The sequence below is a fragment of the Pseudomonas sp. R-28-1W-6 genome (assembly GCF_009799925.1).
GTDB lineage: Bacteria > Pseudomonadota > Gammaproteobacteria > Pseudomonadales > Pseudomonadaceae > Aquipseudomonas.
Window position 1 is genome coordinate 881,010 of sequence record NZ_WELK01000001.1, and the last position, 23,805, is coordinate 904,814.

A 23,805-nucleotide genomic window follows, 5' to 3' on the forward strand; every position below is an offset into this window, starting at 1 on the left:
GCAATACCAACCCTGCACCGTGGAGAGAACAACAATGAGCAAACTGCACAGCAACCTTCGCCTCGGCGCCCTGGCCCTCGGCCTGGCCTGCGCCGGCCAGGCGGCCGCCGCCGACCTGACGGTGATTTCCTTCGGTGGCGCCAACAAGGAGGCGCAGACCAAGGCCTTCTACCAGCCGTGGGAAGCGGCCGGCAAAGGCAAGGTGATCGCCGGCGAATATAACGGCGAGATGGCCAAGGTCAAAGCCATGGTCGACACCAACAGCGTGTCGTGGAACCTGGTGGAAGTGGAGTCGCCGGAACTGGCCCGCGGCTGTGACGAAGGTCTGTTCGAGGAAATCGACCCGGCCCTGTTCGGCGATGCCTCCAACTTCATCGACGGCGCCGTGCAGCCATGCGGCGTGGGCTTCTTCGTGTGGTCCACGGTGCTCGCCTACAACGCCGACAAACTGGCCAGTGCCCCGGCCGGCTGGGCCGATTTCTGGGACGTGAAGAAATTCCCCGGCAAGCGCGGCCTGCGCAAGGGCGCCAAGTACACCCTGGAATTCGCCCTGATGGCCGACGGCGTGGCGGCGAAAGACGTCTACACCGTGCTCGCCACCCAGGAAGGCCAGGACCGTGCATTCAAGAAACTCGACGAGATCAAGCCGCACATCCAGTGGTGGGAAGCCGGCGCCCAGCCGCCGCAGTTCCTCGCCTCCGGCGACGTGGTCATGAGCTCCGCCTACAACGGCCGCATCGCCGCCGTGCAGAAGGAAAGCAACCTGAAGGTGGTGTGGAACGGCGGCGTCTACGACTTCGACTCCTGGGCCATCCCGAAAGGTGCCAAGGACCTCGACGCGGCCAAGGCCTTCGCCGCCTTCACCGTGCAGCCTGAGCAGCAGAAGGTCTATTCGTCGAACATCGCCTACGGCCCGGCCAACAAGAACGCCGTGGCGCTGCTCGACAAGGGCCTGCTGGCGGACATGCCGACCACCCCGGAAAACATCGCCGGCCAGGTCGCCATGAACGTGGCCTTCTGGGCCGACTTCGGCGAGCAGCTGGAACAGCGCTTCAACGCCTGGGCCGCCAAGTAAGTTGGTAACACCCCCTCTCCTGCGGGAGAGGGTCTGGGGATGAGGGCTGGCGCCTGGGGCGCACCCTCATCTCTTTTTTCCTGCCGCCTCGCGCGGCCAGATTTAGCGGAGCTAGCAATGGCTGAAACCGTCTCCCTCACCGAATTCGCCGGGCTCACCCTGAAGCAGAAGCTGGCGCGTGCCGAGCGGATCAACCGCCTCAAGGCGCAGGGCCTGATCCTGCCACTGCTGGTGTTCCTCGTGGTGGTGTTCCTCCTGCCGATCGGCATCCTGCTCTACAAGAGCGTGGAAAACCCCGAAGTGGTGCGCAGCCTGCCGCGTACCGTGGAGGCGATCGCCGCCTGGGATGGCCGTGGCCTGCCGGAAGAGGCGGCCTACAAGGCCCTCAGCCTCGACCTGGGCGAGGCGCGCAAGAACCAGACCATCGGTGACCTGTCCAAGCGCCTGAACATGGAGCTGGCCGGCTACCGCAGCCTGATGGCCAAGACCGGTCGCGCGCTGCCGTTCAAGCAGGAGCCGGCCTCCTACAAGGATGCCCTGGAAACCATCGACGAGCGCTGGGGCGACCCGGCCTACTGGCAGGTGATCCGCCGCAACGACAGCGCCTTTACCGCCTACTACCTGCTGGCGGCCCTCGATCACCGCATCGACGACCTCGGCGAGCTGGCTCCGGCCACCCCGGACCAGGCCATCTACCTGGACATCTTCGCCCGCACCTTCTGGATGAGCCTGGTGATCACCGCCATCTGCCTGGTGCTGGCCTATCCGCTGGCCTACCTGCTGGCCAACCTGCCGACCCGTACCAGCAACCTGCTGATGATCCTGGTGCTGCTGCCGTTCTGGACCTCGATCCTGGTGCGGGTGGCGGCGTGGATCGTGCTGCTGCAGTCGGGCGGGTTGATCAACGGCGCGCTGATGGCCATGGGCATCATCGACGAGCCATTGCAGCTGGTGTTCAACCGCACCGGGGTCTACGTGGCGATGGTGCACATCATGCTGCCGTTCATGATCCTGCCGATCTACAGCGTGATGAAGGGCATCTCGCCGAGCTACATGCGTGCCGCCATCTCGCTGGGCTGCCACCCCTTCGCCAGCTTCTGGCGGGTGTACTTCCCGCAGACCCTGGCCGGCGTCGGCGCCGGTAGCCTGCTGGTGTTCATCCTGTCGATCGGCTACTACATCACCCCGGCCCTGCTGGGCAGCCCGAGCGACCAGATGATCAGCTACTTCGTTGCCTTCTACACCAACACCACCATCAACTGGGGCATGGCCACGGCCCTCGGCGGCCTGCTGTTGCTGGCCACCATGCTGCTCTATGTGGTGTACAGCTGGCTGGTGGGCGCTAGCCGCCTGCGTCTGGGTTGATCAGGAGAACATCGAGATGCTGAGTCCCTACAAATCGCCGATCGAACGCGCCTGGTTCTGGGCCCACCGCAGCCTGTGCGCGCTGGTGCTGCTGTTCCTGATCCTGCCGGTGCTGGTGATCATTCCGCTGTCGTTCAACTCCGGCAGCTTCCTGGTCTACCCGCTGCAGGGCTTCTCCCTGCGCTGGTACGCCGACTTCTTCGGCTCGGCCGAGTGGATGCGCTCGCTGACCAACAGCATGATCGTCGCCCCGGCGGCCACCGTGCTGGCCATGGTCTTCGGCACCCTGGCGTCGATCGGCCTGACCCGTGGCGAGTTCCGCGGCAAGGCCCTGGTGATGAGCCTGGTGATTTCGCCGATGGTGGCGCCGGTGGTCATAGTCGGGGTGGCCAGCTATCTGTTCTTCGCCCCGATGGGCTTCGGCAACAGCTACCTGGGGCTGATCCTGGTGCACGCGGTGCTCGGTGTGCCGTTCGTCATCATCACCGTGTCGGCCACCCTGCAGGGCTTCAACTACAACCTGGTGCGCGCCGCGGCCAGCCTGGGCGCCTCGCCGCTGACGACGTTCCGCCGGGTGACCCTGCCGCTGATCGCCCCTGGGGTGATTTCCGGCGCGCTGTTCGCCTTCGCCACCTCGTTCGACGAAGTGGTGGTGACCCTGTTCCTCGCCGGCCCGGAGCAGGCCACCCTGCCGCGGCAGATGTTCAGCGGCATCCGCGAGAACCTGTCGCCGACCATCGCCGCCGCGGCCACCCTGCTGATCGGCTTCTCCATCGTCATGCTGCTGACCCTGGAATGGCTGCGCGGGCGCAGCGAGAAGATGCGTACCGCCAACCCGGGCTGAGTGACGTAGGTTGGGCTGAGGCGCGTAGTGCCCGCAGCCCAGCGGCGGAGTTGCCTGCTGGCTCGCCTGCTGGGCTTCGCTGCGCTCAACCCGACCTACGCGCTGCGACCAAGGTCGCAGCCACGGCCTGACATACGACAACTGCCTCGGCCGGCGACTCAGGCTACAATCGCGCCACCGTGATTCCGCCCTGAGGCCGCCATGCAATCCTTCGCCATCGCCCCGTCGATTCTCTCCGCCGATTTCGCCCGCCTGGGCGAGGAAGTCGACAAGGTCCTCGCCGCCGGCGCCGACATCGTCCACTTCGACGTGATGGACAACCACTACGTGCCCAACCTGACCATCGGCCCGATGGTCTGTGCGGCGCTGCGCAAGTACGGCATCACCGCGCCGATCGACGCGCACCTGATGGTCAAGCCGGTCGACCGCATCATCGGCGACTTCATCGAGGCCGGCGCCAGCTACATCACCTTCCACCCGGAAGCCAGCGAACACATCGACCGCTCGCTGCAGCTGATCAAGGACGGCGGCTGCAAGGCCGGCCTGGTGTTCAACCCGGCCACTCCGCTGGACGTGCTCAAGTACGTGATGGACAAGGTCGACATGATCCTGCTGATGAGCGTCAACCCCGGCTTCGGCGGGCAGAAGTTCATTCCCGGCACCCTGGACAAGCTGAAAGAAGCGCGTGCGCTGATCGACGCCAGCGGCCGTGAAATCCGCCTGGAGATCGATGGCGGGGTCAACGTGCAGAACATTGGCGCCATCGCCGCGGCGGGTGCCGACACCTTCGTCGCCGGCTCGGCGATCTTCAACCAGCCGGACTACAAGACCGTGATCGACGCCATGCGTGCCGAACTGGCCCAGGTGCGTGGGTGACTCTCCTCCACGGGCTGTTCGGCGGCCAGCTGCCGCGCCTGGTGATGTTCGACCTGGACGGCACCCTGGTCGACTCGGTGCCGGACCTGGCCGCCGCCGTCGATCGCATGCTGGTGCAGCTCGGGCGCCCGGCCGCGGGCATCGAGCGGGTGCGCGACTGGGTCGGTAATGGCGCGCGGGTGCTGGTGCGCCGCGCCCTGGCCGGCGATATCGAGCATGCCGGCGTCGGCGAGGCCGAGACCGAGCAGGCGCTGGAACTGTTCAACCAGGCCTATGCCGACTGCCACAGCCTGAGCCGGGTCTACCCGGGCGTCACCGCCAGCCTCAAGTGGCTGAAGAAACAGGGCGTGGAACTGGCGCTGATCACCAACAAGCCGGAGCGCTTCGTCGCCCCGCTGCTGGACGAGATGAAACTGGGCCGCTACTTCCGCTGGATCATCGGAGGCGACACCCTGCCGCAGCAGAAGCCGGACCCGGCGGCGCTGCTGCATGTGCTGCGCCTGGCCGGCATCGGTGCGCACGAGGCGCTGTTTATCGGCGACTCGCGCAACGACGTGCTGGCGGCCCAGGCTGCCGGCGTGCCCTGCGTGGCGCTGAGCTATGGCTACAACCACGGCCGGCCGATTGCCGAGGAAGGCCCGGCGGCGGTGCTCGACGATCTGCGCCAGCTGCTGCCCGACGGTTGCTTCGCGGCGGACGCTAAGCTAATGTCGGCTAATCCTTCCGCACACCCGCAGCCAAGAGATCGCACCGTGGTGGCTCCCCGCAAACACTGGCTCAGCCGAGCCAACATGAAGATCCTCAAGGCCCTGGCCCGTTGGCGCTGGCGCGCCTGATCGAGTGTGGCCGGCTTGCCGGCGCGTGTTGCGTACCCCTACTGTTTGATTCCCGGAGGCCATCGGGCTTCCGGCCACAAGGCTGACTCCATCATGACCCGCGACGAATTCCTGCGTTTGGCCGCCGACGGCTACAACCGCATCCCGCTTGCCTTCGAAACCCTGGCCGACTTCGACACCCCGCTGTCGATCTACCTGAAGCTGGCCGACGCGGCCAACACCTACCTGCTGGAATCCGTGCAGGGCGGCGAGAAGTGGGGGCGCTTCTCCATCATCGGCCTGCAGGCGCGTACCGTGCTGCGCGCCCACGGCCACCGGGTCAGCGTCAGCGTCGATGGCGTCGAGGTGGAGCGGCATGACGACTGCGCCGACCCGCTGGACTTCGTCGAGCAGTTCAAGGCGCGCTACAAGGTGCCGACCCTGGCCGGCCTGCCGCGTTTCAACGGCGGCCTGGTCGGCTACTTCGGCTACGACAGCGTGCGCTACGTCGAGACCAAGCTCGGCGCCAGCCTCAATCCGGACCCGCTGGGCACCCCGGATATCCTGCTGATGGTCTCCGACGCGGTGGTGGTATTCGACAACCTGGCCGGCAAGATGCACGCCATCGTCCTCGCCGACCCCAGCCAGGCCGATGCCTACGAACAAGGCCAGGCGCGCCTGGCGCAGTTGCTGGACAAGCTGCGCCAGCCGATCGCCCCGCGCCTGGGCGTCGACCTGGCCGCGCCGGCCGGCGCCGAGCCGGACTTCGTCTCCAGCTTCAAGCGCGACGACTACGAAGCCGCGGTGCTGGCGATCAAGGAATACATCCTGGCCGGCGACTGCATGCAGGTGGTGATTTCCCAGCGCATGTCGATCCCGTTCCGGGCCGCGCCGATCGACCTGTACCGCGCGCTGCGCTGCATCAACCCGACGCCCTACATGTACTTCTTCAACTTCGGCGACTTCCATGTGGTCGGCAGCTCGCCGGAAGTGCTGGTGCGGGTCGAGGACAACCTGGTCACGGTGCGACCGATCGCTGGCACCCGCCCGCGTGGCGCCAGCGAAGAGGCCGATCTGGAGCTGGAGAAGGACCTGCTGTCCGACGCCAAGGAGCTCGCCGAGCACCTGATGCTGATCGACCTGGGGCGCAACGATGTCGGCCGCGTCGCCAGCACCGGTTCGGTGAAGGTCACCGAGCAGATGGTGATCGAGCGCTATTCCAACGTCATGCACATCGTCTCCAACGTCACCGGCCAGCTCAAGGAAGGCCTGTCGGCCATGGACGCCCTGCGCGCCATCCTGCCGGCCGGCACCCTCAGCGGTGCGCCGAAGGTGCGTGCCATGGAGATCATCGACGAGCTGGAGCCGGTCAAGCGCGGGGTCTACGGCGGTGCCGTGGGCTACCTGGCATGGAACGGCAACATGGACACCGCGATTGCCATTCGTACCGCGGTGATCAAGGACGGCGAACTGCACGTGCAGGCCGGTGCCGGCATCGTCGCCGACTCGCAGCCGGCCCTGGAGTGGGAAGAAACCCTGAACAAGCGTCGCGCCATGTTCCGCGCGGTCAGCCTCGCCGAACAGTCCGTAAAGTAAGGGAGCCTCCAACATGCTGCTGATGATCGACAACTACGACTCCTTTACCTACAACGTGGTGCAGTACCTGGGCGAACTGGGTGCCGATGTCCATGTGATCCGCAACGACGAGCTCTCCATCGCCGAGATCGAGGCGCTGCAGCCCGAGCGCATCGTGGTCTCGCCCGGCCCGTGCACGCCGACCGAGGCCGGGGTGTCCATCGCGGCCATCCTGCACTTCGCCGGCAAGCTGCCGATCCTCGGCGTGTGCCTGGGCCACCAGAGCATCGGCCAGGCCTTCGGCGGCGATGTGGTGCGCGCGCGCCAGGTGATGCATGGCAAGACCAGCCCGGTGTTCCACGAGGACAAGGGCGTGTTCGCCGGCCTCAACCAGCCGCTGACCGTGACCCGCTATCATTCCCTGGTGGTCAAGCGCGAAACCCTGCCGGAGTGCCTGGAAGTCACCGCCTGGACCCAGCGCGAAGACGGCTCGGTGGACGAGATCATGGGCCTGCGCCACAAGACCCTGAACATCGAGGGCGTGCAGTTCCACCCGGAATCCATCCTCACCGAACAGGGCCACGAACTGTTCGCCAATTTCCTCAAGCAGAGCGGCGGGGTGCGCTGACATGGACATCAAGGAAGCCCTCAACCGGGTGGTCAACCAGCTCGACCTGAACACGGCCGAGATGCAGGACGTGATGCGCGAGATCATGACCGGCCAGTGCACCGACGCGCAGATCGGCGCGTTCCTCATGGGCATGCGCATGAAGAGCGAGACCATCGACGAAATAGTCGGTGCCGCCACCGTCATGCGCGAGCTGGCCGCGCCGGTGCGGATCAACGCCGAACGCCTGGTCGACACCTGCGGCACCGGCGGCGACGGCATGAACATCTTCAACGTCTCCACCGCCGCCGCCTTCGTGGTCGCCGCGGCAGGCGGGCGGGTAGCCAAGCACGGCAACCGTGCGGTATCCGGCAAGAGCGGCAGCGCCGACCTGCTGGAGGCGGCCGGGGTCTACCTCAACCTCACGCCCGAGCAGGTGGCGCGCTGCGTCGAGTCCGTGGGGGTGGGCTTCATGTTCGCCCCGGCCCATCACGGCGCGATGAAGCATGCCATCGGCCCGCGTCGTGAGCTGGGCCTGCGCACCCTCTTCAACATGCTGGGGCCCATGACCAACCCGGCGGGGGTCAAGCACCAGGTGCTCGGCGTGTTCAGCCAGGCCCTGTGCCGGCCGCTGGCCGAAGTGCTGCAGCGTCTGGGCAGCGAGCATGTGCTGGTGGTGCATGCCCAGGACGGCCTGGATGAGGTCAGCCTGGCCGCGCCGACCCATGTCGCCGAACTGAAGGACGGCGTGATCAGCGAGTACCGCGTGCAGCCGGAAGACTTCGGCATCCGCAGCCAGAGCCTGATCGGCCTGACCGTGAACGGCGCGCAGGACTCCCTGGCGCTGATCCGCGACGCACTGGGCAAGCGCAAGACCGACAACGGCCTGAAGGCCGCCGACATGATCGTGCTCAACGCCGGCGCCGCGCTGTATGCCGCCGACCATGCGACCAGCTTCCGCGAAGGCGTGCAGCTGGCGCAGGACGCCTTGCACACCGGCCTGGCCTGGGAAAAACTCGACGAGCTGGTGTCCTTCACCGCCGTGTTCAAGCAGGAGAACGAAGCGTGAGCATCCCCACCGTGCTGGAGAAGATCCTCGCCCGCAAGGCCGAGGAAGTGGCGGAGCGTCGTGCGCGCGTCGGTTTTGCCGAGGTCGAGGCGGCGGCGCGGGTTGCCGATGCGCCGCGCGGCTTCGCCCGTGCGCTGCTGGAGCAGGCGGCGCGTAAGGAAGCGGCGGTGATCGCCGAGGTGAAGAAGGCCTCGCCGAGCAAGGGCGTGCTGCGCGAGAACTTCGACCCGGCGCAGATCGCCCGCAGCTATGAGGCCGGCGGCGCGACCTGCCTGTCGGTACTCACCGATATCGACTTCTTCCAGGGCGCCGACGAATACCTGCAGCAGGCGCGCGCCGCCTGCAGCCTGCCGGTGATCCGCAAGGACTTCATGATCGATCCCTACCAGATCGTCGAAGCCCGCGCCCTCGGCGCCGACTGCGTGCTGCTGATCGTTTCCGCCCTGGACGACGCGCGCATGGCCGAACTGGCCAGCGTGGCCAAGGATGTCGGCCTCGACGTGCTGGTCGAGGTGCACGACGGCGATGAGCTGGAGCGCGCGCTGAACACTCTGGACACGCCGCTGGTGGGCATCAACAACCGCAGCCTGCACAGCTTCGAAGTGAACCTGGAAACCACCCTCGACCTGCTGCCGCGCGTGCCGCGCGATCGCCTGGTGATCACCGAGAGCGGCATCCTCAATCGCGCCGATGTCGAGCTGATGGAAATCAACGAGGTGTATGCCTTCCTGGTCGGCGAAGCCTTCATGCGTGCCGAGGAGCCGGGCAGCGAGCTGCGCCGCCTGTTCTTCCCGGAGAAGGGCCGGCTGGTGCTGGGCGCCGACCCGGACTGATCGCCCGCCCTACACAGTCCACAAAAAAGCCCGCCGATTGGCGGGCTTTTTCATTTGTCGGGACTTGGCCGACGCGCAGCCGTCCCGATCAGCGGGTGCCGAAGACCACCATGGTCTTGCCTTTCACATGCACCAGGCCCTGTTCTTCCAGGGACTTGAGCACGCGGCCGACCATCTCGCGGGAGCAGCCGACGATGCGGCCGATTTCCTGGCGGGTGATCTTGATTTGCATGCCATCCGGGTGGGTCATGGCGTCCGGCTGCTTGCACAGGTCGAGCAGGGTGCGGGCCACGCGGCCGGTGACGTCGAGGAAGGCCAGGTCGCCGACCTTGCGCGTGGTGTTGCGCAGGCGGTCGGCCATCTGGCTGCCGAGGGTGTAGAGGATTTCCGGGTCCTGCTGGGTCAGCTCGCGGAACTTGGCGTAGCTCAGCTCCGCCACTTCGCATTCGGTCTTGGCGCGCACCCAGGCGCTGCGCTCCTTCTCGCTGCCGTCCTTCTCGAACAGGCCCATTTCGCCGAAGAAGTCGCCGGAGTTGAGATAGGCGATGATCATTTCCCGGCCATCGTCGTCTTCGATCAGGATGGTGACCGAACCCTTGACGATGAAGAACAGGGTTTCGCAGCGATCACCTGCATAGATGATGGTGCTTTTGGCGGTGTAGCGGCGGCGATGGCAATGTGCGAGGAGTTTGTCGAGGTTCTTGATTTTAGGTGTAAGGGTAATAGCTACCATGCCCGAGTCCCGAAGAAAAAAAGAGTAAGCCTTTGTCCAACAGGCGATTTTTTTATTAGTTATCTGAACAAGTGTGCCAGTTATCCGCCGCCAGCTTAACAGACCGGATAGGTGCAGCAAGCCGATTTGCGACGTAGCTAACACTGCCTGCCGCTAAACTGCCTCGCCCCGCCTGGAGCTGGCGCGGTAGAGCGCTGTGATAAGCTGGGCGCCTTTTTTCGGGCAGTGGAGAATCCAGGCGATGAAAGCGCGCATTCAATGGGCCGGCGAGGCGATGTTCCTCGGCGAATCGGGCAGCGGTCACGTGGTGGTGATGGACGGCCCGCCGGAGGCTGGCGGTCGCAACCTCGGCGTGCGGCCCATGGAGATGGTGCTGCTCGGCCTGGGTGGCTGCAGCAACTTCGACGTGGTCAGCATCCTCAAGAAGTCGCGCCAGCCGGTGGAGAGCTGCGAGGCCTTCCTCGAGGCCGAGCGCGCCGACGAGGATCCCAAGGTGTTCACCAAGATTCACCTGCACTTCGTGGTCAAGGGCCGTGGCCTGAAAGAGGCTCAGGTCAAGCGCGCGGTGGAGCTGTCGGCGGAGAAGTACTGCTCGGCCTCGATCATGCTCGGCCGCGCCGGCGTCGAGATCAGCCATGACTACGAAATCGTCGAACTGGGCGCAACCGTTTCGGCCTGACACCCGCGCATCACAAAGGCGGCCTAGACTCTGGCAGTCGGGGCCGCCGCTCTGCATAATGCGCGCCTTTTTCGGGGCCGCCCCGGCGCCCCGCAGCACATACCCACAATCGCCATCGCGAAGAGGTGTTAACCGTCCTACGCAGCTGCGTCGTTCGCAGTTGACGGGCATGCTCGATCACGCGGCAGAGCCGCATCCACACAGAGAGTTTTCAACGGTGAAAAGCAAACTCAAGCTCCACGGGTTCAACAACCTGACGAAGACCTTGAGCTTCAACATCTATGACATCTGCTACGCGGAAACGCCGGAAGACCAGCAGGCCTACGTCCAGTACATCAACACCGAGTACGACGCCGAGCGCCTGACGCAGATCCTCACCGATGTTGTCGACATCATCGGCGCCAATATCCTGAACATCGCCCGTCAGGACTACGACCCGCAAGGCGCCAGCGTGACCATCCTGATCTCCGAGCAGCCGGTCACCCCGACCGACAGCCAGATCGAGGAGTCGCCCGGGCCGCTGCCGGAGACCATCCTGGCGCACCTGGACAAGAGCCACATCACCGTACACACCTACCCGGAAATCCATCCGGTCGAGGGCATCGCGACGTTCCGCGTGGATATCGACGTGTCCACCTGCGGGGTGATCTCGCCGCTGAAGGCGCTCAACTACCTGATCCACCAGTTCGACTCGGACATCGTCACCGTCGACTACCGGGTGCGCGGCTTCACCCGCGACGTGGAAGGCAAGAAGCACTTCATCGACCACGAGATCAACTCGATCCAGAACTACCTCTCCGAGGACACCCGGGACGCCTACCAGATGACGGACGTCAACGTGTACCAGGAGAACCTGTTCCACACCAAGATGCTGCTCAAGGACTTCGAGCTGGACAACTACCTGTTCGGCGATGCGGCCAGCAACCTGACCGCCGAGCAGCGCCAGCAGATCGAGGCGCGCGTGCGCCATGAAATGCTGGAGATCTTCTACGCGCGCAACATGCCGCGCTGATTGTCCCGCAACGAAAAAGGGCGCCCAGCGGCGCCCTTTTTCATGTCCGCGATTAAATGCGGTAGGTGCTCTTGGTCATCACCTTGGACAGCAGGCTCATGCCCAGCTTGACCGGCGCCGGGAAGCGCAGGCCGCCGGCCTCGAGGGCGCTGGTGGCGTGGTGTTCCTCGTCCTCGCGCATCTGTTCGAGGATGGCGCGGGTCTTGGCGTCGTCGTGGGGAATCTGCTCCAGGTGTTCGTCCAGGTGCTTGACCACCTGATCCTCGGTGGCGGCGACGAAGCCCAGGCTGACCCGGTCGCTGATCAGCCCGGCAACCGCGCCGACGCCGAAGGACAGGCCATAGAACAGCGGGTTGAGCACGCTCGGGTGGCTGCCCAGTTCGCGGATGCGCTGCTCGCACCAGGCCAGGTGATCGATTTCCTCGTCGGCGGCATGCTCCATGGCCTTGCGCACCTGCGGCAGCTTGGCGGTCAGCGCCTGACCCTGGTACAGCGCCTGGGCGCAGACCTCGCCGGTGTGGTTGATGCGCATCAGTCCGGCCACATGGCGGGCATCGTCAGCGCTCAGCGCCGCCTCGTTCTGCACGATGGCCGGCGACGGGCGCGCCGGCGCGCCGCTGAACGGCAGCAGGGTGCGCATGGCGGCATCGGCCTGCATCAGCAGGCGGTCGACGGGGGAAAACTGGCGTTCGCTGGTCATGGTCGTCTCCACGGAAAGCATACCGGGCAGTTTACCTGAACCCCCGGGCAGAAAAATGACCGGCGACAAGAGGCCGCAGGACGGGCAGCGAGGGTGTATATGAGCTTTTCCAGCCAGGATCAGCTTTCACTGCCAGGGCTGGCGGTTCTGCCTAGGGGCGCCGCGCGCACCCGAGGCCCACGCGTGGTTTGCGGTGCGCACGGCGCCCCTACAGGAGATCGTGAGCAGGCGCTCAGCCGGGCGGCCAGTGCATCTGGCGCTGGCCGAGCACGTGCATGTGGATGTGGTAGACGGTCTGCCCGCCCTGTTCGTTGCAGTTCATCGCCACGCGGAAACCCTCGGCGCAGCCGAGCTCCCGGGCCAGGCGCTGGGCGGTGTAGACGACATGCCCGAGCAGGGGGCGGTCGTCTTCGCTGAGGTCGCCCAGGGTGGCGATGTGGCGCTTGGGGATCACCAGGAAATGCACCGGCGCCTGCGGGCCGATGTCGTGGAAGGCGAACACCTGGTCGTCTTCGTAAATCTTGCGCGCGGGAATTTCCCCGGCGACGATCTTGCAGAACAGACAGTCCACGGGTATTCCTCCAGGCGCTTTCGGTATCCTGTGAGTGTAATGGCGCGTATCGGCCCCGGCCAGCCGGCGGGGCGCACAAGGAGTGGCGGTGAAGAACGATATTCATGATCTGGGCCTGGTGCTCGACTCCAGGGTCAAGCTGGTGGTGATCGAGTCCTGGGACGAGAAGCGCGTGCTGGAGACCCTGACCGGTCTGGCGGTCAAGCGCGGCCTCGGCCTGTTCACCTGGTCGGTGACCGAGGGCCTGCAGCGCCTGGGTTTCGGTGGCGAGCCGGCCGGCGTCGGCGAGAGCTTCGAGGCCGAGGCGGCGCTCAGCCTGATCAAGCACGACCCGCAGCCCAACCTGTACGTGCTGTGCGACCTGCATCCGTTCCTCGCCGACAACCCCAAACTGGTGCGCCTGCTCAAGGAAATCGCGATGAACGAGGCCGGGCACAAGCCGACCCTGGTGCTGGTTTCGCATGCCCTCAAGCTGCCCGCGGAAGTGCAGCGCTATGCCGCACGCTTCAGCCTGGCGCTGCCCAGCGAGGAGGAGCTGCTGGCCATCGTCCGCGACGAGGCGACGCGTTGGAGCGAACTCAACCGCGGCGCGCGGGTACGCACCGACAACCGTACCCTGCAGCAGGTGGTGAAGAACCTGCGCGGCATGAGCCACGCCGAAGCGCGGGCACTGGCGCGCAACGTGATCTGCGACGATGGCGCGATCACCCAGGAAGACCTGCCGGAGCTGAACAAGACCAAGTTCCAGCTGCTCGACCTGGAGGGCGTGCTCAGCTTCGAATACGACACCGCGCAGTTCGCCGAAGTCGGCGGCCTGGGCAATCTCAAGCGCTGGCTGGGCGAGCGCCAGGACAGCTTCCTCGCCGGCAAGGCCGCGGACATGCCCAAGGGCCTGCTGCTGGTCGGCGTGCAGGGCGGCGGCAAGAGCCTGGCGGCCAAGGCGGTGGCCGGCCTGTGGGGCCTGCCGCTGCTGCGTCTGGACTTCGCCAGCCTGTACAACAAGTTCTTCGGCGAGACCGAGCGCAACCTGCGCGAGGCGCTCAAGCTGGCCGAGCAGATGGCGCCCTGCGTGCTGTGGATGGATGAGCTGGAGAAGGGCCTGTCCGCCGGCGACCATGACGAAGGCGTCGGCCAGCGCGTGCTCGGCACCCTGCTGACCTGGATGGCCGAGCGCAAGGCGCCGGTGTTCATGGTCGCCACCGCCAACGCCATTCACCGCCTGCCGCCGGAGCTGGTGCGCAAGGGCCGGTTCGACGAGCTGTTCTTCGTCGACCTGCCGGATGCGCTGGTGCGCGCGGACATCTTCGCCATCCACCTGCGCCGCCGCGAGCTGGACCCGCAGCAGTTCGACCTGGCCGAACTGGCGGCGACCTGCGCCGGCTTTTCCGGCGCGGAGATCGAGCAGGTGGTGGTCAGTGCCCTGTACGCGGCGCAGGCCCGCCAGCAAGCGGTGGACCAGGCCCTGCTGCTGCACACTATCCAGGCCACGGCGCCGCTGTCGGTGGTGATGGCCGAGGATCTGGCCGCCCTGCGCGCCTGGGCCGCCGGGCGTACGGTCAGTGCCGGCTAATTCAGCTCCTCGCGTAGGGTGCGCCGCGCGCACCGCCAGCACCGCTTGGCCTCAGGTGCGCACGGCGCACCCTACGTAAGAGCTGACCAGCGCAGACGTCCGAGGCTGGGAACGCGCGTGAACGCGCTGTCAGGCCTGGCGCGGCAGCAGCGGGCGGATGCTGCGGGCCGTGAGGTAGCGCGCCAGGGCGCGTGGCGCCAGGCGCAGCAGTAGTGGGATCAGGCGGTTGCGCCAGCCAGGGATGATGATGGCGCGGTTCTTCTCCAGGCCGCGGATCGCCAGCAGCGCCACTTCCTCCGGGTCGGCCAGCAGCTTGTGCCTGGCCAGTGGTTCGCTGCGCAGCAGGCTGTTGCGAAAGAACGGCGTGGCCACCGGCCCCGGGCACAGCACCGAGACTTTCACCCCATGGGGTGCCAGCTCGCTGCGCAGGCCTTCGGAAAAATGCAGCACATAGGCCTTGCTGGCGAAGTAGTTGCTCATCAGCGGCCCGGGCTGGAATGCCGCCAGCGAGGCGACGTTGAGAATCTGCCCGCCGCCCTGCTGCACCATGTGCTGGCCGATGGCATGGCACAGCCGGCACAGGGCCAGGATGTTCAGCTCGATCAGTTCCTGCTCGCGGCCCCAGTCCTGCTCGACGAACAGCCCGGCGGTGCCGATGCCGGCGTTGTTCACCAGCAGGTCGATGCGCCGCTCGCCCTGCTCCAGCTCCTGAATCAGGCCGGTCAGGCGCAGCGGTTCGCTCAGGTCGCAGACCCGCAGCAGCGCCTCGATGCCGAAGCGCTGGCTCAGCTCGCAGGCGACGCTCTCCAACGCCTCGCGCTGGCGTGCCACCAGGATCAGGTTGCGCCCCTTGCGCGCCAGGGCCTCGGCCAAAGCCAGGCCGAGGCCGCTGGAGGCCCCGGTAATCAGTGCATAGCTGGGCATGGGCCGTCCTGGTCGCTGGCTAACCGCTTATTCCTGATACTCGGGCGCGCTCTGTTCAAGTTGCGCCTCTTGCGCTCGATCGAGGTAGCCCTGATAGGACGGAACGGCGATCGCGGCGAGAATACCCAGGAGGAAAACCGCGAGCCAGGACCAGGCGAGCAGCTTGACGCCGGTGCTGTTGGGCGGCGGCGGCGGGCCGTAGCGGTTGGAATCGGTGGTGCCCGGCACGAGCAGCATGATCAGGGAGAACACGCCGCCGACCACCGGCACCAGGTTCAGCAGCAGCAGCCAGCCGGACCAGCCGATGTCATGCAGGCGTTGCACGCCGATCTGCACGCCGACCACGATGGCGCCGATGGCCAGTGCGATAACCAGGACGATGCCGATCGCCGGCGAAATGGCGGCGCCCAGCGCGGCCAGCAGGCCCACGCCCATGGCGGCGAAGGCCATGGCCATCGACCAGCCCAGGTAGCGCACCCGGCCAATGCGTCCCGTCACGCTGAAAACCCGTAGCTCGCCGAACTCGGGCTGCGGCTCGGCGACCTGGGCCTTGGGCGTGCTGTAGGGCGAGGCGTCCAGGCTGGCGCTGGCGGCCTGCTGGGCCTGGCGCGCCAGGTACTTGTCGATGATGATGCCGCAGGCCGTGCACTCGCTGGCCTTGGCCTGCTCGTGGCCGCACTTGGGGCAGCTCATGCCGTCGCTGCTGGGCGCCGCCGCGCTGGCGGCCGGACGATGGTCGTCGGTGTCCACCAGGCCCAGGCTGGTGCTCGCTTCCGGTTCCTTGCGCACGCGCGCACCGGCCTGCTGCAGGGCGTTCAGGTACTTGTCGGCCTCGGTTTCCGCCAGGTCGCGCTTGAGCGCCACGGCGGCACCGCTGAACAGCGCCTCGATCCTGTGGCGGTCGCTCTTGAACAGGCGGGCCAGGTTGTCCTTTACCGTGTCCAGTGCCGCTTCGGGCATCAGTTCGCCGGTGAACACGATCTTGTAGCGGGCTTCGGTCATGCGTGCGTCCCTGTCAGCGTGTTGGAATGTCGTGAGCCTAAGTATTTCGCCGGGTGCGGACAAGCACCCGGCTGCGCAATTTTCTGCTCAGCGCGGCCAGCGCTGGGCCAGTTGCCCGGCCAGGCCATGGGCGCGGCGGTATTCCGCGTCGAGGCGGGCGATCAGTTCGCTCACGCTGGGCAGGTCGCGGATGCCGCCGACGCCCTGGCCGGCCGACCACACGGTCTTCCAGGCCTTGGCTTCCTCGTCCATCGGCTTGAGCTTCTCGCCGTAATTGATGTCGCCCTTGTCCTGCAGGCGCTTGAGGTCGTAGCCGGCCTGCTCCAGGCTCTGGCGCATGAAGCTGGCCGGGACCCCGGAGACCGCCGGGGTGTGCACGATGTCGGCGGCCTGGGCATTCAGGATCATCTGCTTGTAGGCCAGGTCGGCATTGCTCTCGCGGGTGGCGATGAAGCGGCTGCCGAGGTAGGCCAGGTCGGCGCCGAGCAGCTGGGCGGCGAGGATCTCGTGGCCATTGTTCAGGCAGCCGGCCAGCAGCAGGGTCTTGTCGAAGAACTGGCGGATCTCGGCGAGCAGGGCGAACGGGCTCCAGGTCCCAGCATGCCCGCCGGCGCCGGCGGCCACCGCGATCAGCCCGTCGACGCCTGCCTCGGCGGCCTTCTCGGCATGGCGGCGGGTGGTCACGTCATGGAACACCAGGCCGCCGTAGCTGTGCACCGCATCCACCACTTCCTTGACCGCGCCCAGGCTGGTGATCACCAGCGGCACCTGATGCTCCACGCAGATCGCCAGGTCGGCCTGCAGGCGCGGGTTGCTGCCGTGCACGATCAGGTTCACCGCGTAGGGGGCGGCGTCGGCGTTGAGCCCGGCGGCGATTTCCTCCAGCCAGGCCTTGAAGCCGCCACTGTCGCGCTGGTTGAGGGCCGGGAAACTGCCGACCACGCCATTGTTGCAACAGGCCAGAACCAGTGGCGGGGTGGAGACCAGGAACATCGGCGCGGCAACCACCGGCAGGCGCAGGCGTTGATCGAGCAGGGCGGGCAGGGACATGGGACTTCCTCTTGTTATGGGGGCTCAGAAGGGCTTGACCGCCACCAGGATGACGATGCCCAGCAACAGCAGTACCGGGGCTTCATTGAACCAACGATAGAACACATGGCTGCGGGCGTTCTCGCCGCGGGCAAAGCGCTTGAGCTGGGCGCCGCAGGTGTGGTGGTAGCCGATCAGCACCACGACCAGCAGCAGCTTGGCGTGCAGCCAGCCCATCTGCAGCCAGGTCGGATTGAGGTAGAGCAGCCAGCCGCCGAGCAGCAAAGTGGCGATCATCGACGGGTTCATGATGCCGCGATACAGCTTGCGCTCCATCACGCAGAAGCGCTGCTGGCTGGTCTCGTCCTCGCTCATGGCGTGGTAGACGAACAGGCGCGGCAGGTAGAACAGCCCGGCGAACCAGCAGACCATGGCGATGATGTGCAGGGCCTTGACCCAGAGATAGAGCATCGAAAGCTTCCCGACAGCGAATGAATAGCGTCGATAGTAGTGAAAGCCTTGTCCTTACGTCACCCTCGAGGTTGGCCGCAGCCCCGGCGGGCTTTATCATCGGCAGCCTTTCTGGATTGGCTGTGAGGGTTGAGTGATGGTCAAGGTCGGTATCGTTGGCGGCACGGGCTACACCGGGGTCGAACTGCTGCGCCTGCTGGCACAGCACCCGCAGGCTGAAGTGGCGGTGATTACCTCGCGCTCCGAGACCGGGGTGAAGGTTGCCGACATGTACCCGAACCTGCGCGGCCACTATGACAACCTGGCGTTCAGCATGCCGGACGTGGCCACCCTGGGCGCCTGCGACGTGGTGTTCTTCGCCACCCCGCATGGCGTGGCCCACGCCCTGGCCGGCGAGCTGCTGGCCGCCGGCACCCGGGTGATCGACCTGTCCGCCGACTTCCGTCTGCAGGATGCCGAGGAGTGGGCGCAGTGGTACGGCCAGCCGCACGGTGCGCCGGAGCTGCTGCCCGAGGCGGTCTATGGCCTGCCGGAAGTGAATCGCGAGGCGATCAAGGGCGCGCGCCTGATCGCCGTCCCCGGCTGCTACCCGACGGCCACCCAGCTGGGCCTGATCCCGCTGCTGGAGGCCGGCCTGGCCGACACCAGCCGCCTGATCGCCAACTGCGCCTCCGGCGTCAGCGGCGCCGGGCGCGGAGCCAAGGTCGGCTCGCTGCTCTGCGAAACCAGCGAAAGCATGATGGCCTATGCGGTCAAGGGCCACCGTCACCTGCCGGAGATCAGCCAGGGCCTGCGCCGCGCTGCCAACGGCCCGGTCGGCCTGACCTTCGTGCCGCACCTGGCGCCGATGATCCGCGGCATCCACGCCACCCTGTACGCCACCGTGGCCGATCGCGGCGTCGACCTGCAGGCGCTGTTCGAGCAGCGTTATGCCAACGAGCCGTTCGTCGACGTGATGCCGGCCGGCAGCCATCCGGAAACCCGCAGCGTGCGTGGCGCCAACGTCTGCCGCATCGCCGTGCATCGGCCGCAGGGCGGCGAGCTGGTGGTGGTGCTGTCGGTCATCGACAACCTGGTCAAGGGCGCCTCCGGTCAGGCCCTGCAGAACATGAACATCCTCTGCGGCCTGGACGAGCGCCTGGGCCTGGCCCATGCCGCCCTGTTGCCGTGATCGGTGGTCGGTCGAATAGTTGACCGCTTTGCTGGGGTAAGCGGATAATCCCTGCCCCAGCAGTACGTAACATGGCGCCCGGCGCCGGGAGATCAGCAAGATGAGCGTCGAAACCTTCACACCCACCCCGCTGCAGTTCACGCAGGGCGCGGCGAACAAGGTGAAGAGCCTGGTCGATGAGGAAGGCAACCCGCGCCTGAAACTGCGCGTGTTTGTTACCGGTGGCGGCTGTTCGGGCTTCCAGTACGGCTTCACTTTCGATGAAGACGTGGCCGATGACGACACCATAGTCGAGCGCGAGGGCGTCAGCCTGGTGGTCGATTCGATGAGCTTCCAGTACCTGGCCGGTGCCGAAGTCGACTACCAGGAAGGTCTGGAAGGCTCGCGCTTCGTGATCAAGAATCCGAATGCCAGCACCACCTGCGGTTGCGGGTCGTCGTTCTCGATCTGACGTCGCTGAAGAATTAAAAAGCCGCGCCTTGGCGCGGCTTTTTTGTGCCTGCTGGTTTTCAGGCCGGGTACAGGGCGCCGAGTACGCGCAGGCCCTTGGCGCCGGTCACGCTCGGGCGGTTGCCGGCGATGCCTTCCAGGCAGCAGTGGGCCAGCCAGGCAAAGGCCATGGCCTCGATCCAGTCCGGCGGCACGCCTTTGCTCGAGGTGCTGGCTACGCGCGTTTGCGGCAGCAGTTCCTGCAGGCGGGTCATCAGCGTGCCGTTGTGCGCGCCGCCGCCGCAGACCAGCAGTTCCTCGGTGTCGGGCTGGGCCTGGCGCAGCGAGTCGGCGATGCTGCGGGCGGTCAGTTCCAGCAGGGTGCGCTGCACGGCGCCGGCGTCGATCGCGGGCAGGGCGGCCAGGTGGCCCTCCAGCCAGGGCAGGTTGAACAGCTCGCGGCCGGTGCTCTTCGGGCCGCGGTTCTGGAAGAAGCTGTCGCCGAGCAGGGCTTGCAGCAGGTTGTCGTCGCACTGGCCGCTGCCGGCCCAGGCGCCGTCGCGGTCGAAGTGCGCGCCGCGATGGCGCTGAATCCAGGCGTCCATCAGGGCATTGCCGGGGCCGCAGTCGAAGCCATGGACCGGCTGGCCGGGGCTGAGCAGGCTGAGGTTGCTGAAGCCGCCGACATTGAGCACGGCGCGACGGCTGCCGTCATCGAACAGGGCTTCATGGAACGCCGGTACCAGGGGCGCACCCTGGCCGCCGGCGGCCACATCGCGGCGGCGGAAGTCGCCGACCACCGGGATGCCGGTCAGCTCGGCGAGCAGGGCCGGGTTGCCGATCTGCACGGTAAAGCCGCGGGCCGGTTCGTGGCGCACGGTCTGGCCGTGGCTGCCGATGGCACGGATGTCGGCGGAGCTCAGTCGCTCGCTGGCGAGCAGGCTGGCGATGCCCTGGGCCGCCAGGGCGACCCAGCGGTTTTCGGCAAGCGCGGCGCGGGCCAGTTCATCCGGGCCCGGTGCGCAGAGAGCCAGCAGTTCTGCGCGCAGATCCGCCGGCATGGGAATGTAGTGGGTCGCGAGCAGGCGGGTGCTGCCGGCCTGTTCGATCAGGGCGATGTCCAGTCCGTCGAGGCTGGTGCCGGACATCACACCCAGGTAGCGCGGCATGGCTTAGCGCTTGTTCATGGCCAGGATGGTTTTCTTTTCCTGATCCATGCGTGCCATCAGCGGCGTGCTCAGCTGCATGAAGCGCGCTTTCTCGTTGCGCGCGATCGGGTCGGCCATTGGCAGCTTCTGGCTCAGTGGGTCGACATGGCGACCGTTGACCTGGAACTCGTAGTGCAGGTGCGGGCCGGTCGACAGGCCGGTGGTGCCGATATAGCCGATGATCTGCCCCTGCTTGACGCTGCCGCCGGTGCGCACGCCCTTGGCGAAGCCCTGCATGTGGGCGTAGAGGGTGCGGAAGCTGTTGCCGTGCTGGAGCACCACGGCATTGCCGTAGCCGCCCTTGCGTCCGGCCAGCAGGACCTTGCCATCGCCGGCGGCCTTGATCGGGGTGCCGCGCGGGGCGGCGTAGTCCACGCCCTTGTGGGCGCGGATCTTGTTCAGGATCGGATGCCGGCGGCCCATGGAGAAGCGCGAGCTGATGCGGGCGAAGTCTACCGGCGTGCGGATGAAGGCCTTGCGCATGCTCTGGCCGTCGGCGTTGTAGTAGCTGGTTACGCCCTGCTTGCTGGTGTAGCGCACCGCGGTGTAGGTCTTGCCGCGGTTGGTGAAACGGGCGGCGAGGATGTTGCCATTGCCGACCTGTTTATCGTTGACCACGTGCTCTTCGTAGATCACCTCGAACTCGTCGCCTTCGCGGATATCCAGGGCGAAGTCGATGTCGTAGCCGAACACGTTGGCCAGGTCCATGGTCAGGCTGTGCGATAGACCGGCTCGCTTGGCCGAGAGGAACAGCGAGCTGTTGATCACACCGTGGGAATAGGCGGTGCGCATGTCCGGCTTGACCAGCTCGCGCTTGAAGCTGTAGCCCTTGTCGGTGCGCGACAGGGCAATACTTTCCAGGTCGCTGAGCTTGCTGCGCACGCTGTCCAGCTTGCCGTCGCCGGTCAGCTTGAACTCCAGAACCTGACCAATCTTCAGGCGGCTCAGCTGCTTGGCGTCCTTGCTGCTGCTCAGCGCTTCATGCAGGTCGTTGGCGTTCAGGCCGACCTGGGCAAAGACGGTGGACAGGGTGTCACCGTTGCCGACGGTCACGGCTTTCTGCAACGGATCTGCGGGTTGGGTTTCTTGCTTCGCGCTTGTGTCGGCGCTGTTCTTCTCGGTGAGGTTGGCGGTGCTGAACGGCGAGGCGCTCCCTTCCCCGGAGGAGAGCGCTTGTCGGAGGTCGTCCTTCTCCTGCAGCACCTGCTCGGAGCCGTTCTCCAACTCGAGGTTCAAATAGGTCTTCTTCGCCTCGACTTCGCGCGACGGGAACACCAGCAAGGCCAGGCTCAGTAGCGCCGCTACGCCGCTGGCTGCCAGCAGGTGGCTCCTCGGATAGGGCGGGACTTTGGGGACAGAATGCGTCATGGCTGTGGGTGTTTCTTGGAAGAATGCATTAACTGACTAAAATATAATCAAATTTCTCTATAGGCAACCCTGTAGGGTGCGCATCGGCCCAGCGGCATGCCCCGCCGCAGAGCTTGTAATTGGTCAGTGATCTTGTATGGTTGGTTCCCTTTTGTTTTTGAGTGGCGACGAGTCCTGTCATGAAGTCGGTTGAAGAGCAGCTGGCGCTGATCAAGCGCGGTGCGGAAGAAGTCCTGGTCGAGGCGGAACTGGTAGAGAAGCTCAAGCGCGGTCAGCCGCTGCGGATCAAGGCTGGCTTCGATCCAACCGCGCCGGATCTGCACCTGGGCCATACCGTACTGATCAATAAACTGCGTCAGTTCCAGGAGCTGGGGCATCAGGTGATTTTCCTGATCGGCGACTTCACCGGGATGATCGGCGACCCCAGCGGCAAGAGTGCCACGCGCCCGCCGCTGACCCGTGAACAGGTGCTGGAGAACGCCGAAACCTATAAGGCTCAGGTGTTCAAGATCCTTGATCCGGCGAAAACCGAGGTGGCGTTCAACTCCACCTGGATCGACCAGCTCAAACCGTCCGACTTCATTCGTCTGGCGTCCCAGTACACGGTGGCGCGGATGCTCGAGCGTGACGATTTCGACAAGCGTTACAGCAGCAATCAGCCGATCGCCATTCACGAGTTCCTCTATCCGCTGGTGCAGGGCTACGACTCGGTGGCATTGCGCGCCGATGTGGAGCTGGGGGGTACCGATCAGAAGTTCAACCTGCTGATGGGGCGCGAGCTGCAGCGTGCCTATGGGCAGGAGTCGCAGTGCGTCGTGACCATGCCGCTGCTCGAAGGGTTGGATGGCGTGAAGAAGATGTCCAAGTCACTGGGCAACTATATAGGTATCCAGGAAGCCCCGGGCGTGATGTACAACAAGCTGGTCTCGATGCCGGATGCCTTGATGTGGCGCTACTTCGAGCTGCTCAGCTTCCGTTCCATGGAGGAGATCGAGCGGTTCAAGGCGGATGTCGATGCGGGTGCCAATCCTCGGGACATCAAGATCAAGCTGGCCGAGGAGATCGTTGCGCGCTTCCATGGTGAGGAGGCGGCGGCTAATGCCCATCGCTCTGCGGGCAACCGTATGAAGGATGGCGAGCTCCCGGAAGATCTGCCGGAGATCGAGCTGCTGTCTGCCGAGGATATGCCTATCTCTTCCGTCCTTAATAAGGCGGGCTTGGTGAAGAATGCGGCCGTTGCTCGCGACCTGCTGGGTTCGGGTGGCGTCAAGGTGGATGGCGAGGTGGTGGAGCGCGGCTTCATGTTCAAGCTCGGCGCCGTGCATGTTTGTCAGGCTGGCAAGAAGGCGTTTGCGCGTATATCGCTGAAGGCGGAGTAGAAAGTTTCAGAAAGGCGTTGACGGCGAAATCTGCGGGCCTATAATGCGCACCTCTTCCGGCGCAGCCTGATCTGAAAACTCCTTGATAAACAAGAAGTTATATGAAAGTAAAGGTTGCGGCAGTGGTGGATTCGAGTAGAATGCGCCGGGGTGGCAGGGTGGTGGTTTGGTCCTGTCGGCGCTTTGGTTCGAAAGAGCTGAAGAGGCTAGAAAGAGGTGGTTGACAGCGAGTTTGAACGCTGTAGAATTCGCCTCCCGCTGATGTGAAGCGTAAAGCGGATCGGAGGCGCAAGCGGTTGAGAAGAAACGAAAAATTCTTCGAAACTGGTTGACAGAAAGAAAGGCTGCTGTAGAATGCGCGGCCTCGGTTGAGACGAAAGACTTGATCGAAACGCTCTTTAACAACTTGAATCAAGCAATTCGTGTGGGTGCTTGTGGAGTAAGACTGTTAGTCGCAAGATTATCAGCAACACAAGTAACTCTTCGTGAATTCAAAGAGT

The 23,805-nt window shown here is 65.6% G+C and carries 24 protein-coding genes; 15 read left to right on the plus strand and 9 right to left on the minus strand.

Features of this window, described 5'->3' with window-relative positions:
• Positions 1 to 34: 34 nt before the first annotated feature.
• The 9 genes from F3I62_RS04050 (at position 35) to trpC (ending at position 9,059) form a co-directional block, all read left to right on the plus strand.
• Positions 35 to 1,075, plus strand: a complete 1,041-nt coding sequence (locus F3I62_RS04050) for an ABC transporter substrate-binding protein (RefSeq protein WP_160488385.1) — start codon at positions 35 to 37, stop codon at positions 1,073 to 1,075.
• Positions 1,076 to 1,192: 117 nt separating this feature from the next.
• A complete protein-coding gene (locus F3I62_RS04055; RefSeq protein ID WP_160488386.1) occupies positions 1,193 to 2,440 on the plus strand; it encodes an ABC transporter permease in 1,248 nt (415 codons plus the stop codon).
• A gap of 16 nt (positions 2,441 to 2,456) precedes the next feature.
• Positions 2,457 to 3,284, plus strand: coding sequence for an ABC transporter permease (locus tag F3I62_RS04060; RefSeq protein ID WP_160488387.1), 828 nt, complete (start codon positions 2,457 to 2,459; stop codon positions 3,282 to 3,284).
• Positions 3,285 to 3,485: 201 nt separating this feature from the next.
• Positions 3,486 to 4,160, plus strand: coding sequence for a ribulose-phosphate 3-epimerase (gene rpe, locus F3I62_RS04065; protein WP_160488388.1), 675 nt, complete (start codon positions 3,486 to 3,488; stop codon positions 4,158 to 4,160).
• 44 nt (positions 4,161 to 4,204) lie between these two features.
• Positions 4,205 to 4,996: a phosphoglycolate phosphatase gene (locus F3I62_RS04070; RefSeq protein WP_178122491.1), complete on the plus strand. Its 792-nt coding sequence runs from the start codon at positions 4,205 to 4,207 to the stop codon at positions 4,994 to 4,996.
• Positions 4,997 to 5,089: 93 nt separating this feature from the next.
• A complete protein-coding gene (gene trpE, locus F3I62_RS04075) occupies positions 5,090 to 6,571 on the plus strand; it encodes an anthranilate synthase component I (protein ID WP_160488390.1) in 1,482 nt (493 codons plus the stop codon).
• A gap of 13 nt (positions 6,572 to 6,584) precedes the next feature.
• Complete coding sequence (locus tag F3I62_RS04080; protein ID WP_160488391.1) at positions 6,585 to 7,178, plus strand: aminodeoxychorismate/anthranilate synthase component II; 594 nt, start codon at positions 6,585 to 6,587, stop codon at positions 7,176 to 7,178.
• Between the two features lies 1 nt (position 7,179).
• Positions 7,180 to 8,226 (plus strand): anthranilate phosphoribosyltransferase, encoded by a 1,047-nt coding sequence (gene trpD / locus F3I62_RS04085; RefSeq protein ID WP_160488392.1) that lies wholly within the window; start codon positions 7,180 to 7,182, stop codon positions 8,224 to 8,226.
• Entirely contained in the window at positions 8,223 to 9,059 is an 837-nt protein-coding gene (gene trpC / locus F3I62_RS04090; RefSeq protein WP_160488393.1) for an indole-3-glycerol phosphate synthase TrpC, read from the plus strand. The genes trpD and trpC overlap by 4 nt, the downstream gene beginning before the upstream one ends.
• A gap of 88 nt (positions 9,060 to 9,147) precedes the next feature.
• Here trpC and crp read toward each other — a convergent pair whose 3' ends face one another.
• A complete protein-coding gene (crp, locus tag F3I62_RS04095; RefSeq protein WP_160083001.1) occupies positions 9,148 to 9,792 on the minus strand; it encodes a cAMP-activated global transcriptional regulator CRP in 645 nt (214 codons plus the stop codon).
• Between the two features lie 241 nt (positions 9,793 to 10,033).
• Between crp and F3I62_RS04100 the strand changes: the two genes are divergently transcribed.
• A complete protein-coding gene (locus tag F3I62_RS04100; RefSeq protein ID WP_160488394.1) occupies positions 10,034 to 10,471 on the plus strand; it encodes an OsmC family protein in 438 nt (145 codons plus the stop codon).
• Positions 10,472 to 10,688: 217 nt separating this feature from the next.
• On the plus strand, positions 10,689 to 11,483 hold the full coding sequence (gene speD / locus F3I62_RS04105) for an adenosylmethionine decarboxylase (RefSeq protein WP_160488395.1): 795 nt from the start codon (positions 10,689 to 10,691) through the stop codon (positions 11,481 to 11,483).
• A 52-nt stretch (positions 11,484 to 11,535) separates the two neighbouring features.
• Here speD and coq7 read toward each other — a convergent pair whose 3' ends face one another.
• Positions 11,536 to 12,183 carry a 2-polyprenyl-3-methyl-6-methoxy-1,4-benzoquinone monooxygenase gene (gene coq7, locus F3I62_RS04110; RefSeq protein ID WP_160488396.1) on the minus strand — a complete coding sequence of 216 codons (648 nt, stop codon included), beginning with the start codon at positions 12,181 to 12,183 and terminating at the stop codon, positions 11,536 to 11,538.
• A gap of 232 nt (positions 12,184 to 12,415) precedes the next feature.
• Positions 12,416 to 12,754, minus strand: coding sequence for a histidine triad nucleotide-binding protein (locus tag F3I62_RS04115; RefSeq protein ID WP_160488397.1), 339 nt, complete (start codon positions 12,752 to 12,754; stop codon positions 12,416 to 12,418).
• Positions 12,755 to 12,842: 88 nt separating this feature from the next.
• Between F3I62_RS04115 and F3I62_RS04120 the strand changes: the two genes are divergently transcribed.
• Positions 12,843 to 14,324: an AAA family ATPase gene (locus F3I62_RS04120; RefSeq protein ID WP_160488398.1), complete on the plus strand. Its 1,482-nt coding sequence runs from the start codon at positions 12,843 to 12,845 to the stop codon at positions 14,322 to 14,324.
• 129 nt (positions 14,325 to 14,453) lie between these two features.
• Here the strand turns inward: F3I62_RS04120 and F3I62_RS04125 are convergent, their stop codons facing one another.
• The 4 genes from F3I62_RS04125 to hemJ all read right to left on the minus strand — a co-directional run bounded on the left by F3I62_RS04125 (position 14,454) and on the right by hemJ (position 17,750).
• Complete coding sequence (locus F3I62_RS04125) at positions 14,454 to 15,248, minus strand: SDR family oxidoreductase (protein ID WP_160488399.1); 795 nt, start codon at positions 15,246 to 15,248, stop codon at positions 14,454 to 14,456.
• 27 nt (positions 15,249 to 15,275) lie between these two features.
• Positions 15,276 to 16,250 carry a DUF805 domain-containing protein gene (locus F3I62_RS04130; protein WP_160488400.1) on the minus strand — a complete coding sequence of 325 codons (975 nt, stop codon included), beginning with the start codon at positions 16,248 to 16,250 and terminating at the stop codon, positions 15,276 to 15,278.
• Positions 16,251 to 16,337: 87 nt separating this feature from the next.
• Entirely contained in the window at positions 16,338 to 17,300 is a 963-nt protein-coding gene (locus tag F3I62_RS04135; RefSeq protein WP_160488401.1) for a nitronate monooxygenase family protein, read from the minus strand.
• 24 nt (positions 17,301 to 17,324) lie between these two features.
• Entirely contained in the window at positions 17,325 to 17,750 is a 426-nt protein-coding gene (gene hemJ / locus F3I62_RS04140; protein ID WP_160488402.1) for a protoporphyrinogen oxidase HemJ, read from the minus strand.
• A 136-nt stretch (positions 17,751 to 17,886) separates the two neighbouring features.
• Between hemJ and argC the strand changes: the two genes are divergently transcribed.
• Positions 17,887 to 18,921, plus strand: coding sequence for an N-acetyl-gamma-glutamyl-phosphate reductase (gene argC / locus F3I62_RS04145; protein WP_160488403.1), 1,035 nt, complete (start codon positions 17,887 to 17,889; stop codon positions 18,919 to 18,921).
• A gap of 100 nt (positions 18,922 to 19,021) precedes the next feature.
• Entirely contained in the window at positions 19,022 to 19,372 is a 351-nt protein-coding gene (erpA, locus tag F3I62_RS04150; protein WP_160488404.1) for an iron-sulfur cluster insertion protein ErpA, read from the plus strand.
• 58 nt (positions 19,373 to 19,430) lie between these two features.
• Here the strand turns inward: erpA and F3I62_RS04155 are convergent, their stop codons facing one another.
• Both F3I62_RS04155 and F3I62_RS04160 read right to left on the minus strand, forming a co-directional pair.
• Entirely contained in the window at positions 19,431 to 20,519 is a 1,089-nt protein-coding gene (locus F3I62_RS04155; RefSeq protein ID WP_160488405.1) for an anhydro-N-acetylmuramic acid kinase, read from the minus strand.
• 3 nt (positions 20,520 to 20,522) lie between these two features.
• Positions 20,523 to 21,926, minus strand: a complete 1,404-nt coding sequence (locus F3I62_RS04160) for a peptidoglycan DD-metalloendopeptidase family protein (RefSeq protein WP_160488406.1) — start codon at positions 21,924 to 21,926, stop codon at positions 20,523 to 20,525.
• Positions 21,927 to 22,105: 179 nt separating this feature from the next.
• Here F3I62_RS04160 and tyrS point away from each other — a divergent pair, with 179 nt between their 5' ends.
• Complete coding sequence (gene tyrS / locus F3I62_RS04165) at positions 22,106 to 23,305, plus strand: tyrosine--tRNA ligase (RefSeq protein WP_160488407.1); 1,200 nt, start codon at positions 22,106 to 22,108, stop codon at positions 23,303 to 23,305.
• Positions 23,306 to 23,805: the final 500 nt, after the last annotated feature.

Excerpts from the sequence above, each read along its gene's own strand:
- trpD (WP_160488392.1), top strand. The coding sequence starts at position 7,180 with ATGGACATCAAGGAAGCCCTCAACCGGGTGGTCAACCAGCTCGACCTG.
- F3I62_RS04125 (WP_160488399.1), bottom strand. The coding sequence starts at position 15,248 with ATGCCCAGCTATGCACTGATTACCGGGGCCTCCAGCGGCCTCGGCCTG.
- F3I62_RS04080 (WP_160488391.1), top strand. The coding sequence starts at position 6,585 with ATGCTGCTGATGATCGACAACTACGACTCCTTTACCTACAACGTGGTG.
- tyrS (WP_160488407.1), top strand. The coding sequence starts at position 22,106 with ATGAAGTCGGTTGAAGAGCAGCTGGCGCTGATCAAGCGCGGTGCGGAA.
- crp (WP_160083001.1), bottom strand. The coding sequence starts at position 9,792 with ATGGTAGCTATTACCCTTACACCTAAAATCAAGAACCTCGACAAACTC.
- F3I62_RS04160 (WP_160488406.1), bottom strand. The coding sequence starts at position 21,926 with ATGACGCATTCTGTCCCCAAAGTCCCGCCCTATCCGAGGAGCCACCTG.
- F3I62_RS04155 (WP_160488405.1), bottom strand. The coding sequence starts at position 20,519 with ATGCCGCGCTACCTGGGTGTGATGTCCGGCACCAGCCTCGACGGACTG.
- F3I62_RS04060 (WP_160488387.1), top strand. The coding sequence starts at position 2,457 with ATGCTGAGTCCCTACAAATCGCCGATCGAACGCGCCTGGTTCTGGGCC.
- F3I62_RS04050 (WP_160488385.1), top strand. The coding sequence starts at position 35 with ATGAGCAAACTGCACAGCAACCTTCGCCTCGGCGCCCTGGCCCTCGGC.
- F3I62_RS04055 (WP_160488386.1), top strand. The coding sequence starts at position 1,193 with ATGGCTGAAACCGTCTCCCTCACCGAATTCGCCGGGCTCACCCTGAAG.
- hemJ (WP_160488402.1), bottom strand. The coding sequence starts at position 17,750 with ATGCTCTATCTCTGGGTCAAGGCCCTGCACATCATCGCCATGGTCTGC.
- rpe (WP_160488388.1), top strand. The coding sequence starts at position 3,486 with ATGCAATCCTTCGCCATCGCCCCGTCGATTCTCTCCGCCGATTTCGCC.
- F3I62_RS04130 (WP_160488400.1), bottom strand. The coding sequence starts at position 16,250 with ATGACCGAAGCCCGCTACAAGATCGTGTTCACCGGCGAACTGATGCCC.
- trpE (WP_160488390.1), top strand. The coding sequence starts at position 5,090 with ATGACCCGCGACGAATTCCTGCGTTTGGCCGCCGACGGCTACAACCGC.
- F3I62_RS04100 (WP_160488394.1), top strand. The coding sequence starts at position 10,034 with ATGAAAGCGCGCATTCAATGGGCCGGCGAGGCGATGTTCCTCGGCGAA.
- erpA (WP_160488404.1), top strand. The coding sequence starts at position 19,022 with ATGAGCGTCGAAACCTTCACACCCACCCCGCTGCAGTTCACGCAGGGC.
- F3I62_RS04135 (WP_160488401.1), bottom strand. The coding sequence starts at position 17,300 with ATGTCCCTGCCCGCCCTGCTCGATCAACGCCTGCGCCTGCCGGTGGTT.
- argC (WP_160488403.1), top strand. The coding sequence starts at position 17,887 with ATGGTCAAGGTCGGTATCGTTGGCGGCACGGGCTACACCGGGGTCGAA.
- coq7 (WP_160488396.1), bottom strand. The coding sequence starts at position 12,183 with ATGACCAGCGAACGCCAGTTTTCCCCCGTCGACCGCCTGCTGATGCAG.
- F3I62_RS04070 (WP_178122491.1), top strand. The coding sequence starts at position 4,205 with ATGTTCGACCTGGACGGCACCCTGGTCGACTCGGTGCCGGACCTGGCC.